Origin of the sequence: Streptomyces sp. NPDC050388, from assembly GCF_040655635.1 — a bacterium.
Classification (GTDB): Bacteria; Actinomycetota; Actinomycetes; order Streptomycetales; family Streptomycetaceae; genus Streptomyces.
Genome location: NZ_JBFAKH010000019.1, coordinates 103,789 through 116,247, shown reverse-complemented (window position 1 = coordinate 116,247; position 12,459 = coordinate 103,789). Strand labels below are relative to the sequence as shown.

Here is a 12,459-nt window from a genome sequence, read left to right as displayed (position 1 = left end):
TTGGGAGCGCCGGGACGACATCCATGACGCCTTCCTGCAGTTGGCTGTCTGCCTCATCCTGCACCGGCGCGTCCGAGCACTCTGTTAGGACCTCTTAGAGAGACGACTTCCCTATGTTGATCGCAATCGCTGCCCTGGGCATCACGCTCTTCTGCCTCACCCTCTGGTGCTCGGTCACCGTCGCCCGGATGCGAGACCTCCCCTCATGGCGTAGATACCTCCCCTTGATCTGCCTCCTGATCGCGACCACCGCCAGCCTGCTGCGTGCTTTCGACATTCCACAGATCGCCAACGCCGTCGCGTTCCCCCTCAACCTTGCCGCCCTCGTGCTGTCACTGCGCGAAATCCGCGCACGCCGAGGCACCCGCACCGGCCTCCGCACCGACTGAAACCCACGGGAGGGCGAGATGGCGGGTGCCAAAGCGGGGCTCGGCTTGGGGTGAGGCGGAGAAGCAGTTCGCGCTGGATGTCGAGTAGTCGTGAGAGGTTCGGTGGGGCAGCGAGGGGCGCCGCCCCACCGGAGGTTCAGACGCCCGAGTCGGCTGCCAGCGTCGTGAACGCCGACCAGGCGTCGAAGGAGACCGCCAGGGGCTGCCTCCGGGTGTCTTTCGAGTCGCGGACGAAAACGGCCTCAGGGCACAGAGCGACCTCCACGCAGTTGCCGCCCCCACCGCCGCTGTAGCTGCTCTTGAACCAGGCAAGTTCGGTGGTGCTCATAGCGCTCCTCGCATCTGCTCCAGCAGACTCGCGGTGGCTTGATGACTCAGAGCCTGCGAGCGCATCTTGCCATAGCGCTGAAGCATGGCGCTTGCGGCTTTTGTGTCGGTGACGAGCATGCTGCAGTCATGCGCTTCGACGTAGCCCACCCATCGATTCTCCGCCGTCTCGGCGAGGTAGAGAGGGCCCTCGAAACCGGAGTGATCCTCCTGGACCCGAGGCATGACCTGAATCTCCACATTGCGGAGTCGGCCCACATCGAGCAGGGTGCCGAGCAGCGCGTGAGTGACCTCAGCACCTGCCAAGCGGCGGTCCAACAGGGCTTGTTCGACGACGAAGCTGAACGTGCTGTTCGGCCTCTCCGCCAGGAGGCGCTGGCGTTCGAGCCGAGCTGTGACCTGCTGCTCGAACTGTTCCTCCGACAGGGGCGGTAGGCGCCGGTCGAAAAGGGCGCGAATGTACGGCTCGGGCTGAAGCAGGCCCGGAATCACAGCGCACTCATACGCATACAGCGAGATCGCCTCCTCCTCGGTCCCCGCCCACTGCCGGAACCAGGACGCCAGCCCCGCCCTGCGGGTCAGGCTCCGTGCCGCCGCCGCCAGTACGCGTGCCGCGGTCGCGCCCAGGATCTCCTCCGACCTGTCCAGCAGGTCCCTGGGCGGGAACCGCTTGCCCTGTTCGATCTTGGCGATGTACGCGGCCGAGTACCGCACCAGCGGTGCGAACTGCTCCTGTGTCAGACGGGCTTCCTCGCGCAGGGCTTTGAGGACCGCGCCGAAGGTCTTCAGGCTGTCCGAGAGTTCCGGCTCGCAGTTCCCGCCTGCCGCCCCGCCGCCGTTGTCCGTCGCCATCGCAGTCGCCTTCCCCTGTGCCGCCGGGCCGTGCCCGTGCCGGGCCCGAACGCGTGCCGTACCGTGTGCCGGGCGCGCTGCGCCACGCTCGGCACGCACATCGTCACGTACGGCGACCATCCCGGTCCAGCGTGTGTATCAGTACAGCGGGAGCTGTATCAGGGGCGGACCTGCCGACGGTGTGTCAACACCCAGCAGGCTGGCCCCATGTCAGCCCCTCACACCCCGAGCCCGGCCTCGGTCCGCTCCTTCGTGCAGCGCTTCTCCGCCACCCGGCGCGGTGCGCGCCTCGCCCGGCTGCTCGCCGCGCACCAACTCACCGAGTGGGGCCACCCGCACGGCACCGAAGCGCATGACACCGTCGTCCTCGTCGTCGGGGAGCTCCCTGCGAACGCGGTTCTGCACGGCCTTGTTCCGGGGCGGGACTTCGCCCTCCGTCTCGTCCGCGACGACGGCAAGGGCCTGATCCGGATCGAGGTGTCCGACACCCACCCCGCCCTGCCGATGTGCAAGGCTCCCGGCGCGGACGAGGAGGGGGGCCGTGGGCTGGTCCTCGTCGACGCGCTCGCCGTCGACTGGGGCGTGCGCGACCGCCCGGGTCCCGGCAAGACCGTCTGGGCCGAGTGCGCGACGGTACCCCGGAGCCTCACGCACTCCTCGGCGCTTCGCCCGGGGCTGCCGTGGGAAGAGGAGCCGGCTGGAGCGAGGGCAGGGTCAGGTGCCACCAGTCGGTGAGGCGGTCGGGGACGGTGGCCGCGCCTTCGAGCGCCTCGGTCAGGGAACAGAGACCGAAGAACGCGCGCACCAGGGTGCGGGCGGTGCGGGCGGGGCGGACGTGGGGCGCCAGGTGGCCGGCGCTCCGCGCCTGGGCGAGGAGGCGGGTGGCGGCGGCGGTCCACAGGGGGAAGGGGTCGGGGAGCGCGGTGTTGATGGTGTCGCGTTCGGCCCACAGGCGTGCGCCCGCGCGCGTGACGGGGTCCCCGGCGAGGGCGTGGGCGATGTCGTAGCTCAGGGCGACGAGGCGGTCCAGTGGCGGGACCGTCTCGTCCGTGTACCGTGCGGCGAGGTCCGGCCAGGTGGCGAAGCGGTCCTGGACCACGGCGAGGGCGACGCCCTCCTTGCTGGCGTAGTGGAAGTAGACGGAGCCGCTGGTCCGCCCCGACCTGGTGCTTATGTCGTTGACGCTGGTGCCCGCGTATCCGCGTTCTGCGAAGAGGAAGGCGGCTGCTTCCAGGAGTGCTCTGCGGGTTGCCCTGGCCCGTTCCTGCAACGCCCTGTCCACCTTCGCTCAATTTCTCCGACAGCGACGAATGTAGTGCGCCCGCGTACGCCGGGGGCAAACTGAGGGCACGTTCGCGCGGTAATTACGCATTTCTTTCGAGGGGGAACGCGGTCGAGTGGTAATGGGGTCGGTCCGCTGTTTTTCCGGCCTCGTGCGGCGGCCGGGGGGTCCGGCGCCGCCGGTGCGGGTTGCCCGGTGAATATGTCTCAACTTCCTTGCGGTGCATCCGTGTTGAAGGATCGCGCTTTCGGCTGGCCGGGTCGGCGCCCGTGGGTCCATACACCCGGCCGTCCTCGCCGTCGATAACCCCTTGTGGTCATTGCCGCACTCTCCGGAGCGGAAATAACGTAACGGACGTGATGTTTCCGGTTGCTGCCGAAAGTCAGGAATGCGCGCGATTTCGCGCTTCGGTTGAGCCCTGACACGCGCCGGCCTGCGGCGCGCTCGGCGCGAGACACCGCCAGACCCGGATCGCGGTCACGCCGCGTGTGACCGCTCGCCCCTTCAGGAGGCCGCTGTGACCACTCCGGTACGCCCTTTGCTCGACTGGTCCCCCGAAGCAGTCGTCTTCGACTGCGACGGCACGTTGATGGACAGCGAACGCCACTGGCAGGAAGCCCGTCGCCGGGCCTTCCGGAGCTTCGGGTTCAAGGCTCCGCCGGGGTTCGCGGAGCAGGCCAAGGGCGTGCACTACGCCGACTGCGGGCGGCTGATGGCAGAAGCGGTGCACAAGCCCGAACTGACGGCCGACCTGACCGCGGCGCTCCTCGACCACTTCCTGTCCCTCGTCGCCGACGACCCGGTGACGATGCCGGGCGCCGTCGAACTGGTGCGGCTGCTCTCCGGCCGGCTGCCCCTGGCGGTGGCCAGCAACTGTCCGCTGGAGGTGGTCGAGGAGAGTCTCGCCCGGGCCGGACTGCGGGAGCGCTTCCAGCACGTCGTCGTTCCGTCCGGGGCGCCGCGGGAGACGGACGGCCCGGAGGGAGCGCCCGTGGCGGGGGCGGTGCGGCCCAAGCCGTGGCCAGACGTCTACGCCGAGGCGGTCCGGCTCTGCGGTGTCCGTCCCGGGCGGGCGCTGGCGGTCGAGGACTCCCTGACCGGCGTGGAGTCGGCCCGCCGGGCCGGGCTGCGGGTGCTCGGCGTCGGCCCCCGGCCGGGCGACGGGGGCGCGGGAGGGGCCGACCTGTGGGTGACCTCCCTGGACGATCCCGAACTCCTGGCGTGGGTCCGGACCCGGGTGGTCGGGCCGGACCCGGACCCGGGAAGGGGACAGGGCCCGGTGTGAAGGTCCCGCCCGACCCGCGACGTCCGGCGAGCGGCGTCAGTCGGTGAGGCCCAGGGAGCCCGCCGCCTGGATGGCGAGCCACACCTCCGTCAGGGCGCCGGTGGAGGACAGGTCGCGGCCGGAGAGGGCGCCGAAGCGGCGCAGGCGGTAGGCGAGCGTGTTCGGGTGGATGTGCAGCGCCGCCGCGGCGGTCTCGGTGCGGCGGTCGCGCTCCATCCAGGTGCGGACGGAGACCAGCAGCTGGGAGTCGTGGGCCGCGTCGTAGCGCAGCACCTCGCCGAGCACGTGGTCGACCAGTGCGGTCAGCACCGCGGGGTCCTCGGGCAGCCAGCGGCCCGTCGCGTCGGCGCCGTAACGGACCAGTGGGCGGCCCGACTCGACCGCCTTCGAGACCGCCCACAGGGCCTCGCGCTGGGCGACCTTCAGGGCCGCGCCCGGACGGAAGGGGCGGCTCATCCCGGCCGCCACGGCCGGTAGCCCGCCGATGGCCTCGGCCAGCTCCGGGGCGCCGAGCACATAGCGGTCGGCGCCGCGGGTGAGCAGCAGGTGGGAGTGGTCCTCGAGGCAGTGCAGCAGTGCCTCGTCGGGGGTGCGCCGGACCACGAACAGGACGGCGTCGCCCTCGATGGCGTGCCGGGCGAGCCTGCGGCGGGCGGCCGCCGGGTCGAGCACCTCCTGCAGCAGCTCCGCCAGGGTCTCGGCGCCCTCGCGGCGCAGTGTCTCGCGCTCGTTGCGCACCATCGCCACCCGCAGCGCCGCCACCGTGGCGATGTGCTGGACGACCGCCAGGCCGGCGGGCTGGGCGCCCTGCCGCTCGTACGCCACCAGGAAGCCCGCCGGGCCGCCGGGGGCCGGCACGGGCAGGACGAAACCGCCGGGGACGGTCGGCGGGGCGTCCACCGAGGAGGGCAGGACGCCCGGGTCGGGAGCGGGCACCCCGGGCAGCAGGGGGCGGCCCTGCGGGGTGCAGAGGTACACGTCGTACCCGGACAGGCGCTCGAGGCGGCGCAGGAGCGACGGCGTGTCGAGGTCCTCGGCCACCAACCAGCGCAGTGAGCCGAAGACCTGGAGCTGTGCGCCCAGCCGGTGCCGCGCGTCGTCCTGCACCGCGGCGGCGACCTCCTGGGACACCGCGATGAACGGAACGGCGAGCGGCACCTCCAGCACCGGGAAGTCCCGCTCCTCGGCCGTCCGGAAGAACGCGTCGTGCAGCGGGGGCGTGTGCAACTGCGCCGACAGGGCCAGCGCGGAGACCCCGGCGTCGTCCAGCAGCTCCAGATAGCGGCGCTGCCCGGCGGCGCCACGGGGGATCGCGAGCCCCGTCGTCATGATGACCTCGGCCCCCAGCAGCCAGGGCGTCGGGTCGTCCAACTCGCATACGTGCGCCCAGGATACGGAGCGGCCGAGGCCGTTGCTGCCCGCCTTCACCGACAGCTGGAGGGCGGGGAAGGAGAGCAGATCCTCGACAGTGAGTTTGTCGGTAGCCACATACAGGAGGCTATCTCTCTGTGATTGCCACCATTGTCGCAGGTCAGTAAGGGGCTCAGACTGTGGAGCCGTCCCCCGGTACGAACGGCAGGTGAAGAGCCCATGGCGACCTCGGTCACCGAAATCGAGACTCATGGTGTCGAGCAGATCCCGGACGAGGAGCGCACGGCCCGTCCGCTCGACCTGTTCCGGCTCGCCTTCGGCGGCGCCAACACCTTCGCGACGTGTGTGCTGGGTTCCTTCCCCATCCTGTTCGGCCTCTCCTTCTGGCAGGGGCTCGCGGCGACCCTGCTCGGCCTGGTCGCGGGCGCCCTGCTGCTCGCGCCGATGGCGCTCTTCGGCCCCACGAACGGCACCAGCAACTCCGTCTCCTCCTCCGCCCACCTGGGAGTGCACGGAAGAGTCGTCGGCTCCTTCCTCGCGCTGCTCACCGCGGTCGCCTTCTTCTCGATCTCGGTGTGGTCCTCCGGGGACGCCCTGGTCGGCGGCGCGCACCGGTTGCTGGGGGTGCCCGAGTCGACGATGACGTACGCCCTGGCGTACGCGGTCTTCGCCGGCCTGGTGCTGGTGGTCTGCATCTACGGCTTCCGCTTCATGCTGCTGGTCAACAAGATCGCGGTGGTGGCGGCCTCGGCCCTGTTCGTGCTGGGCGCCTTCGCCTTCGCCGGCGACTTCGACCCCGGTTACGCGGGTGCCTTCGCCTCGACCGCGGACCCGCTGTTCTGGCCGTCCTTCATCGGCTCCGCGCTGATCGTGCTCTCCAACCCGGTCTCCTTCGGCGCGTTCCTCGGCGACTGGTCCCGCTACATCCCGGCCGCGACGCCCCGCCGCCGGGTGATGGGCGCCGCGTTCCTGGCCCAGATCGCCACCCTGCTGCCGTTCGTCTTCGGCCTGGCCACCGCGTCGGTCATCGCGACCCAGGCCGGGAAGTACTTCGACCCGGACGCGCCCAACTACGTCGGCGGTCTGCTCGCGATCGCGCCCGGCTGGTACTTCCTGCCGCTCTGCCTCATCGCGCTGATCGGCGGCCTGTCCACCGGCACGACCGCGCTGTACGGCACCGGACTGGACTTCTGCAGCGTCTTCCCCCGCTTCAGCCGCGTCCAGGCGACGATCCTCATCGGCGTCCTGTCCATCGGGTTCATCTTCGTCGGCCGGTTCTGGCTGAACCTCACGCAGTCGATCTCCACCTTCGCCACCCTGATCATCACCTGCACTGCACCGTGGATGATCGTGATGGCCCTCGGCTACGTCACCCGCCGGGGCTGGTACGACCCGGAGGCGCTCCAGGTCTTCAACCAGCGCCGTACGGGCGGCCGCTACTGGTTCACCCACGGCTGGAACTGGCGCGGCCTGGCCACCTGGCTGGTCTCCGCCGCCGTGGCCCTGCTCTTCACCAACCTGCCCGGCCAGTTCGTCGGACCGCTCGGCAACCTGGCCGACGGCATGGACATCTCGCTGCCGGTCGGCCTCGTCCTCGCGGCGGTGCTCTACCTCGTCCTCCTCGCCCTGTTCCCCGAGCCGCGCGGGGTGTACGGGCCGGCGGGGCCCCGCTTCGTGCGGGCTTCCGACGCCGAGGTCCTGCCGATCAGCGGCGGCCCGCAGGAGGCGCCGGAGGCGCCGGCGGCGCCGGCACCGGTCGGCTGACACATCCGGCCCGGTCGCGTTCAGGTGGTGGTGGCGCGCAGGGGTGATCCGGGCGCCCGGACTCCGGGCGCCCGGGGAGCGATGAGTTTCGGTGTGATGGCGTGTCTCCTTCCATGACAGTTCCGAACCCGGACGATTCCGGCAGGCCGGTCACGACCCGGGACGAGACGAGGAGACATGGGATGAGCGCCGAGCAGGGCACCACCACCGCCACCGAGGACTTCTCCTACACGCTGAACCGGATGCTGGACGCTCCCGCGGCGGCGGTGTGGCGGGCGTGGACCACCCCCGAGCAGTACGCACAGTGGGCCGGGGCCGCCGCCGGGTCCGTCGAGATGGACGTACGGCCCGGCGGCCTGTGGAAGGCCACGATGGTCACCCCGGACGGAGGACAGTTCCCCCTGACCGGCTCCTACCTCGAGGTCGCCGAGAACCGCCGCCTGGTGATCGGCATGGATGTCCCCGGCAGGCCCGAGCCGGCCGCCATGACCCTGGAACTCGACGAACAGGAGGGACACCGCACAGGGATCGTGCTGCGTCAGACCTGTGACAGCGTCGAGGAACGCGACATGGCCGAGCAGGGCAGCACCATGCTCCTCGAGAGCCTCACCGCCTTCCTGGCCGGCCGACCGACGGACTGAGCCCCTGCAGGGGGCTCACGGGGCAGGCCCGCGTCTGCGCGGGCCTGCCCCGTCGGTGTTCCCGGACGGATCCCCGTGCCGTCCCGTCGTCCCGCGGGGCGTATGCGGCGTTCACCGGGCGATCCGGCCGAAGGTGCCCCATTGAACCACCAGGACCGCACAGACTCCGACGAGAGCATTGCTTCGGTTGTGTTCGAGTCCTAGGGTGTCCGTGGCTCAGCACTTGGCTCCGTCACCATTCGCAGTGATCCGTCCCGACAGCAACGCATCCTCAGTCACGGTGTGTTGACGGCCGGCCCTGGCATGCCCTCAGTCCGTGCAGCGGTGCCCTGTCGAACAGAGGAAGGCCACGGTCATGCCGCACCCGCACGTGTCTCCCACCGACCGGCCCGCCCACCCCGAGCGGCCGGTCGTCAGTCGCCGCCGGCTGCTGGAGCGCGGCGCCGGTCCAGGCTCTATACCGGCCGGCGAGGACGTGACCTTCGAGGCGTCCGCGGCCGTGCCCGAGCCGAAGCTGTGGTCGGCCGAACACCCCTACCTCCACACCGCCGTGCTGCGGCTGCGCGATCCGTCCGGCACCGTGACCGAGACCCTCGCGCACCGGATCGGCCTGCGCGAGTTCGCCCTCACGGACGGCCTGATACGTATCAACGGCCGCCCGGTCTCCTTCCGCGGCACCAACCGCCACGAGATGCATCCCGACCGCGGCATGGCCCTCACCCACGCGGACATGGTGAAGGGCATCGAGACCGTCAAGCGGCTGAACATCAACACCGTCCGCACCTCTCGCTACCCCAACGACCGGCTCTGGCTGGAACTCGCCGACGCCTACGGCCTGTACCTCGTCGACGAGACCAACCTCGAGACCCACGCCATCCGCGGCGAGTACCCCGGGAACCACGCCGACTGGACCGAGGCGTGCGTGGTCCGCGCGCAGAACACGGTGCACCGCGACAAGAGCGGAAGGTCCGGTGGCGGGCCTGGAACATGGGGGCGGCCTGTGCGAGGTCGTCCGCGTCCTGGCGGACGTGTCCGGCGCCGTCCTGGACGGCGCCGGCGAGGCCGACCGAGGTTCATGTCGGATTCCTGCGAGACCCCGCCCGCCCCGTCCCCGATGCTGGATCCATGCAGAAGGGGATGCACACCGACACCGAACGCTGCGTGCGGGCCGTCCGGTCCAAGGACGCGCGGTTCGACGGCTGGTTCTTCACCGCCGTGCTGACCACCGGCATCTACTGCCGGCCCAGCTGCCCGGCGGTACCGCCCAAGCCCGAGAACATGGTCTTCCAGCCGAGTGCGGCGGCCTGCCAGCAGGCGGGGTTCCGGGCCTGCAAGCGGTGCCGTCCCGACACCAGCCCCGGATCCCCGGAGTGGAACCAGCGCGCCGACGCCGTGGCCCGCGCCATGCGGTTGATCGCCGACGGGACCGTGGATCGGGAGGGCGTGCCCGGCCTCGCCGCCCGGCTCGGCTACAGCACCCGGCAGGTGGAACGCCAACTGCTCGCCGAGCTGGGCGCGGGACCCCTCGCCCTCGCCCGGGCGCAGCGCGCCCAGACCGCGCGGCTGCTCATCGAGACGACCGCCCTGCCGATGACGGAGATCGCCTTCGCCGCCGGGTTCTCCTCCGTCCGCTCCTTCAACGACACGGTGCGCGAGGTCTTCGCCCTGGCCCCGAGCGACCTGCGCGCCCGCGCGCCGCAGCGGACTTCCGGCAGCCCCACGAGCGCCCCCGGCGGCACGCCCGGCGCGCTGTCCCTGCGCCTGCCGTTCCGCGCCCCGCTCAACCCCGACAACCTCTTCGGCCACCTCGCCGCGACCGCCGTACCCGGCGTGGAGGAGTGGAGGGACGGCGCCTACCGGCGCACGCTGCGGCTGCCGTACGGGCACGGCGTCGTGGCCCTGGCCCCGCGGCCCGACCACATCGCCTGCCGCCTCACCCTCACCGACCCGCGCGATCTCACCGTCGCCATCAGCCGCTGCCGCCGGCTGCTCGACCTGGACGCCGACCCGGTGGCCGTCGACGACCGGCTGCGCACCGACCCGGTGCTCGCACCACTGGTCGACAAGGCGCCCGGCCGCCGGGTCCCGCGTACGGTCGACGAGGCGGAGTTCGCCGTCCGGGCCGTGCTCGGCCAGCAGGTCTCCACGGCCGCCGCCCGCACCCACGCGGCCCGCCTGGTCACCGCGCACGGCGAGCCGGTGGACGACCCGGACCCCGAGGGCGGCCTCACCCACCTCTTCCCGTCGCCCGAGGCACTCGCCGACCTGGACCCCGAGACCCTGGCCATGCCCCGCACCCGCCGGACCACCTTCACCACCCTGGTCCGCCGACTCGCCGACGGCGACCTCCGGCTGGGCGTCGGGAGCGACTGGCCCGAGACCCGCGAGAAGCTCCTCGCCCTCCCCGGCTTCGGCCCCTGGACGGCCGACGTCATCGCCATGCGCGCCCTGGGCGACCCCGACGCCTTCCTCCCCACCGACCTCGGCGTCCGCCGCGCCGCCCGCGAACTCGGCCTGCCGTCCACCCCGGCCGCGCTCACCGCACGCGCGGCGGCCTGGCGGCCCTGGCGGGCGTACGCGGTCCAGTATCTGTGGGCGACGGACGACCACCCGATCAACTTCCTGCCGGTGTAAGGAAACAGAGAGACACAGCCGATGAAGCAGCACACCGTGATCGACAGCCCCTACGGCCCGCTGACGCTCGTCGCCGACGACGGCGTCCTGTGCGGCCTCTACATGACCGACCAGCGCCACCGCCCCCAGGAGGAGACCTTCGGGGACCGCGACGACATCGTCTGCCCCGCGGCGAAGGAACAGCTGAAGGCCTACTTCGAGGGCGAGTTGAAGGAGTTCACCCTCGAACTGCGCCTGCACGGCACCCCGTTCCAGCGCCGCGTCTGGGACCAGCTGACGCGCATCCCGTACGGCGAGACCCGCTCCTACGGCCAACTCGCCGATGTCCTCGGCAACCCCAAGGCCTCCCGCGCGGTCGGCCTCGCCAACGGCCGCAACCCGATCGGCATCATCGTCCCCTGCCACCGCGTCATCGGCGCGAGCGGCGGCCTCACCGGCTACGGCGGCGGCCTGGCCCGCAAGCAGCGCCTGCTGGACTTCGAGCGGGGGACGGCCCTGTTCTGAGCGGCGATCCGGGCTAGGCCGCGATCCGGCCGAGCAGCGCGGGCAGGGCCGTGCCGATCGGCTCCCGGATGATCTCGTCGGCGCGGTCGTCGTACGGTGTCGGCTCGGCGTTGACGATGACGAGCCGGGCGCCGTGGTCGGCGGCGACGCCCGCGAGGCCGGCGGCGGGCTGGACCTGGAGGCTGGTGCCGACGGCGATGAAGACGGTGCAGGCCTTGCTGATCGCGAGTGCGTCGCCGAGCACCACGGGGTCGAGCCGCTCGCCGAACATCACCGTCGCCGACTTGAGGATCCCGCCGCACGCCCGGCACGGCGGATCCTCCTCACCGGCCTCGACCCGGGCGAGCGCGTCCTCCATCGGGCTTCGGGCGTGGCAGCCCGTGCACACCACGCTGCGTACCGTGCCGTGCAGCTCGAGCACCTTGCGGGCGGGCATCCCGGCGAGCTGGTGCAGCCCGTCCACGTTCTGCGTGATCACCCGCACCGGCACCCCGGACCGCTCCAGCTCGGCCACGGCGCTGTGCGCGGCGTTCGGCTCGGCCGCGAGCGCGCGGTTCTTGCGCCGCATCTGCCAGGACCGGCGGCGGATCTCGGGATCGCCCATGTAGTACTCGTACGTCACGAGCTTCTCGGCCTCCGGATCCCGCCGCCACAGCCCGTTCGGGCCCCGGTAGTCGGGGATCCCGGAGTCGGTGCTGACGCCGGCACCGCTGAGGAGGGCGACGAGTGGCTTGCTCATGCAGCCGAGGGTAGGCGGCCGCCGGCCGTCGCGGCGAGCCGATATCGGCGGGCGGGGCGTCGGGCGGGCACAGGTCAGTGCACCCGGTGCCCGTTCTCCAGTTCCGCGGTGTCCGAGCCGTCGGCGAGGACGTCCAGGGCGGCCAGCACCCGGCGCCCCAGAGAGCCCTGGAGGTACCCGGCCAGCTCCTCGCGCGGTACGAGCCGCCAGGACAGCAGCTCCTCCTCCTGCAACCGGATCGCCGCGAGGTCGTCCGCGCCGAGCACCCCGCCGTCGTACAGGTACGCCACCATCGGGGGCCGTCCGGGCCACCGCACCCAGTCCAGCGCGAGCAGCCGCCCGAGCGGCCGGTCGAGCCCGATCTCCTCGGCCGTCTCGCGCCGCGCGCCCTGCCGCGGGGTCTCCCCGTCGTCCGACTCGATCGTGCCGCCGGGCAGCGTCCATCCCTCCCGGTAGTTCGGCTCGACGAGCAGCACCCGGCCCTCACCGTCCCGGAAGAGGGCGGCCGCGCCGGCGAAGATCCGGGGGAGCGAGGCGAGGTAGGCGGCGAAGTCCTGAACGTCCTGCGTGGTGGTCATACGGGCAGGGTAGTGGCGCCGGGGACCTCCACCGTGGCGGCGGAGCGGCCCGAGCAGGGCGCACGGCAGCACACCCCGGTCCCGTGATCGACA

At 71.9% G+C, this 12,459-nt stretch carries 13 protein-coding genes and 1 pseudogene; 8 read left to right on the top strand and 6 right to left on the bottom strand.

The genetic code is table 11. The annotated features are described in order from the left end of the window. Positions 1 to 113 precede the first annotated feature (113 nt). Complete coding sequence (locus AB0I73_RS13895; RefSeq protein WP_363036949.1) at positions 114 to 389, top strand: hypothetical protein; 276 nt, start codon at positions 114 to 116, stop codon at positions 387 to 389. A 136-nt stretch (positions 390 to 525) separates the two neighbouring features. Here AB0I73_RS13895 and AB0I73_RS13890 read toward each other — a convergent pair whose 3' ends face one another. Together AB0I73_RS13890 and AB0I73_RS13885 are read right to left on the bottom strand one after the other, a co-directional pair. Next, entirely contained in the window at positions 526 to 717 is a 192-nt protein-coding gene (locus AB0I73_RS13890) for a DUF397 domain-containing protein (protein WP_363036947.1), read from the bottom strand. Continuing rightward, positions 714 to 1,568 carry a helix-turn-helix transcriptional regulator gene (locus AB0I73_RS13885; protein ID WP_363036945.1) on the bottom strand — a complete coding sequence of 285 codons (855 nt, stop codon included), beginning with the start codon at positions 1,566 to 1,568 and terminating at the stop codon, positions 714 to 716. Before AB0I73_RS13885 ends, AB0I73_RS13890 begins: the two co-directional genes overlap by 4 nt. Before the next feature lie 207 nt (positions 1,569 to 1,775). Between AB0I73_RS13885 and AB0I73_RS13880 the strand changes: the two genes are divergently transcribed. Beyond that, entirely contained in the window at positions 1,776 to 2,303 is a 528-nt protein-coding gene (locus AB0I73_RS13880) for an ATP-binding protein (RefSeq protein WP_363036943.1), read from the top strand. Here the strand turns inward: AB0I73_RS13880 and AB0I73_RS13875 are convergent. Next, positions 2,215 to 2,850 carry a ScbR family autoregulator-binding transcription factor gene (locus AB0I73_RS13875; protein WP_363036941.1) on the bottom strand — a complete coding sequence of 212 codons (636 nt, stop codon included), beginning with the start codon at positions 2,848 to 2,850 and terminating at the stop codon, positions 2,215 to 2,217. The genes AB0I73_RS13880 and AB0I73_RS13875 overlap by 89 nt on opposite strands. Before the next feature lie 517 nt (positions 2,851 to 3,367). On the opposite strand from AB0I73_RS13875, the gene AB0I73_RS13870 reads away from it, so the two are divergent. Next, entirely contained in the window at positions 3,368 to 4,135 is a 768-nt protein-coding gene (locus tag AB0I73_RS13870; protein WP_363036939.1) for an HAD family phosphatase, read from the top strand. A gap of 36 nt (positions 4,136 to 4,171) precedes the next feature. On the opposite strand, the gene AB0I73_RS13865 is transcribed toward AB0I73_RS13870, so the two are convergent. Beyond that, the gene (locus tag AB0I73_RS13865) at positions 4,172 to 5,623 is read right to left on the bottom strand and encodes a PucR family transcriptional regulator (protein WP_363036937.1); all 1,452 of its coding nucleotides are present in this window, start codon (positions 5,621 to 5,623) and stop codon (positions 4,172 to 4,174) included. 102 nt (positions 5,624 to 5,725) lie between these two features. Between AB0I73_RS13865 and AB0I73_RS13860 the strand changes: the two genes are divergently transcribed. The 5 genes and pseudogenes from AB0I73_RS13860 (at position 5,726) to AB0I73_RS13840 (ending at position 11,049) form a co-directional block, all read left to right on the top strand. Continuing rightward, positions 5,726 to 7,270: a cytosine permease gene (locus tag AB0I73_RS13860; RefSeq protein WP_363036935.1), complete on the top strand. Its 1,545-nt coding sequence runs from the start codon at positions 5,726 to 5,728 to the stop codon at positions 7,268 to 7,270. Between the two features lie 182 nt (positions 7,271 to 7,452). Continuing rightward, complete coding sequence (locus AB0I73_RS13855; protein ID WP_363036933.1) at positions 7,453 to 7,911, top strand: SRPBCC domain-containing protein; 459 nt, start codon at positions 7,453 to 7,455, stop codon at positions 7,909 to 7,911. 454 nt (positions 7,912 to 8,365) lie between these two features. Continuing rightward, positions 8,366 to 8,872 (top strand): annotated as a pseudogene (locus AB0I73_RS13850) (glycoside hydrolase family 2 TIM barrel-domain containing protein); the annotation flags it as partial. 164 nt (positions 8,873 to 9,036) lie between these two features. Further along, entirely contained in the window at positions 9,037 to 10,545 is a 1,509-nt protein-coding gene (locus AB0I73_RS13845) for an AlkA N-terminal domain-containing protein (RefSeq protein ID WP_363036931.1), read from the top strand. Positions 10,546 to 10,566: 21 nt separating this feature from the next. Next, positions 10,567 to 11,049 (top strand): methylated-DNA--[protein]-cysteine S-methyltransferase, encoded by a 483-nt coding sequence (locus tag AB0I73_RS13840; protein ID WP_363036929.1) that lies wholly within the window; start codon positions 10,567 to 10,569, stop codon positions 11,047 to 11,049. 13 nt (positions 11,050 to 11,062) lie between these two features. Here the strand turns inward: AB0I73_RS13840 and AB0I73_RS13835 are convergent, their stop codons facing one another. Beyond that, the gene (locus AB0I73_RS13835; RefSeq protein WP_363036927.1) at positions 11,063 to 11,788 is read right to left on the bottom strand and encodes a Sir2 family NAD-dependent protein deacetylase; all 726 of its coding nucleotides are present in this window, start codon (positions 11,786 to 11,788) and stop codon (positions 11,063 to 11,065) included. Positions 11,789 to 11,862: 74 nt separating this feature from the next. Then, positions 11,863 to 12,366 (bottom strand): NUDIX hydrolase, encoded by a 504-nt coding sequence (locus tag AB0I73_RS13830; RefSeq protein WP_363036925.1) that lies wholly within the window; start codon positions 12,364 to 12,366, stop codon positions 11,863 to 11,865. Between the last annotated feature and the right edge of the window lie 93 nt (positions 12,367 to 12,459).

Coding starts and splice junctions, on each gene's coding strand:
- AB0I73_RS13845 (WP_363036931.1), top strand. CDS start 9,037: ATGCAGAAGGGGATGCACACCGACACCGAACGCTGCGTGCGGGCCGTC.
- AB0I73_RS13840 (WP_363036929.1), top strand. CDS start 10,567: ATGAAGCAGCACACCGTGATCGACAGCCCCTACGGCCCGCTGACGCTC.
- AB0I73_RS13885 (WP_363036945.1), bottom strand. CDS start 1,568: ATGGCGACGGACAACGGCGGCGGGGCGGCAGGCGGGAACTGCGAGCCG.
- AB0I73_RS13895 (WP_363036949.1), top strand. CDS start 114: ATGTTGATCGCAATCGCTGCCCTGGGCATCACGCTCTTCTGCCTCACC.
- AB0I73_RS13890 (WP_363036947.1), bottom strand. CDS start 717: ATGAGCACCACCGAACTTGCCTGGTTCAAGAGCAGCTACAGCGGCGGT.
- AB0I73_RS13855 (WP_363036933.1), top strand. CDS start 7,453: ATGAGCGCCGAGCAGGGCACCACCACCGCCACCGAGGACTTCTCCTAC.
- AB0I73_RS13880 (WP_363036943.1), top strand. CDS start 1,776: ATGTCAGCCCCTCACACCCCGAGCCCGGCCTCGGTCCGCTCCTTCGTG.
- AB0I73_RS13830 (WP_363036925.1), bottom strand. CDS start 12,366: ATGACCACCACGCAGGACGTTCAGGACTTCGCCGCCTACCTCGCCTCG.
- AB0I73_RS13835 (WP_363036927.1), bottom strand. CDS start 11,788: ATGAGCAAGCCACTCGTCGCCCTCCTCAGCGGTGCCGGCGTCAGCACC.
- AB0I73_RS13860 (WP_363036935.1), top strand. CDS start 5,726: ATGGCGACCTCGGTCACCGAAATCGAGACTCATGGTGTCGAGCAGATC.